Source organism: Actinocorallia lasiicapitis (genome assembly GCF_054778695.1).
Window position 1 is genome coordinate 1 of sequence record NZ_BAAGZI010000798.1, and the last position, 959, is coordinate 959.

The following is a 959-nucleotide window of genomic DNA, read 5'->3' on the forward strand; positions in this document are numbered from 1 at the left end:
CCGCGCCCGCCAGGCCCGAGTCGCTGCTGGAGTCGCAGTGAGCGCCCTGCGCGCCGCGCTGCGCATCGCCCGCCGCGACGCCGCCCGCGCCAAGGGCAGGACCGCGCTGGTCGTCGCCATGATCGGGGTTCCGGTGATGGCGATCGTGGCGCTGGCCATCCTGCTGCGGACCGTCGACATGACACCCGTCGAGAAGCTGCCCAGGGAACTGGGCCGGGCCGACGCCCTGGTCTGGCAGGGCAAGGGCACCCGCTCCGTCCAGCAGAGCTACGACGCCGAGTCGCAGTCCGAGGGCGGCGAGGGCGCCACCGAGACCGGGGGGCGGCCGCTCGACCAGGTCGTCGCCGGGCTGCTCGGCCCCGACGCCCGGATCCTGCCGTGGCACAGCGGCGGGCTCGGGGTCAGGACCGAGCGCGGCTCGCTGGACGTGAGCGTCCGCGAGCTCGACGTCCGGGACCCGGCAGTCGCAGGGATCATCGAGCTGACCGGCGGGCGGGCGCCGGGCAACGCGGACGAGGTGACGGTCTCCCCCGCGCTGCGCGACCGGGGTCACCGGATCGGCGGCGAGATCGCGTTCGGCCGGGCCGGGACCGTCAAGAAGATCGTCGGCTACACCCGGTACACCGAGAGCCCCAAGCAGCTCGCCGTCCAGGCACTGCCGGGCGCGCTGCTCAAGCCCGGCGCGTTCGAGGCGCGCGCCCTGGTGGTGCGGGGCGCGCCGGTGACCTGGGCGGACGTCCAGGCGTTCAACCGGGAAGGGGTGTTCGTCAAGTCCCGCGCCGTGGTCGAGGACCCGCCGCCCGCCTCGGCCACCCCGATGTTCCAGGAGAGCTCCTCGACGGGCGCCGAGCTGGCGATCGGCGCGCTGGCCGTCACGATGATCGTGCTGGAGGTCGTGCTGCTCGCGGGCCCGGCGTTCGCCGTCGGGCTGCGCCGGCAGCGGCGGCAGCTCGCGCTGG

Annotated in this window: 1 pseudogene; it reads left to right on the top strand. The window is 75.5% G+C overall.

The window, feature by feature from the left end:
- Positions 1-37 precede the first annotated feature (37 nt).
- Positions 38-959: pseudogene (locus ACYVE7_RS34690) on the top strand (FtsX-like permease family protein); the annotation flags it as partial.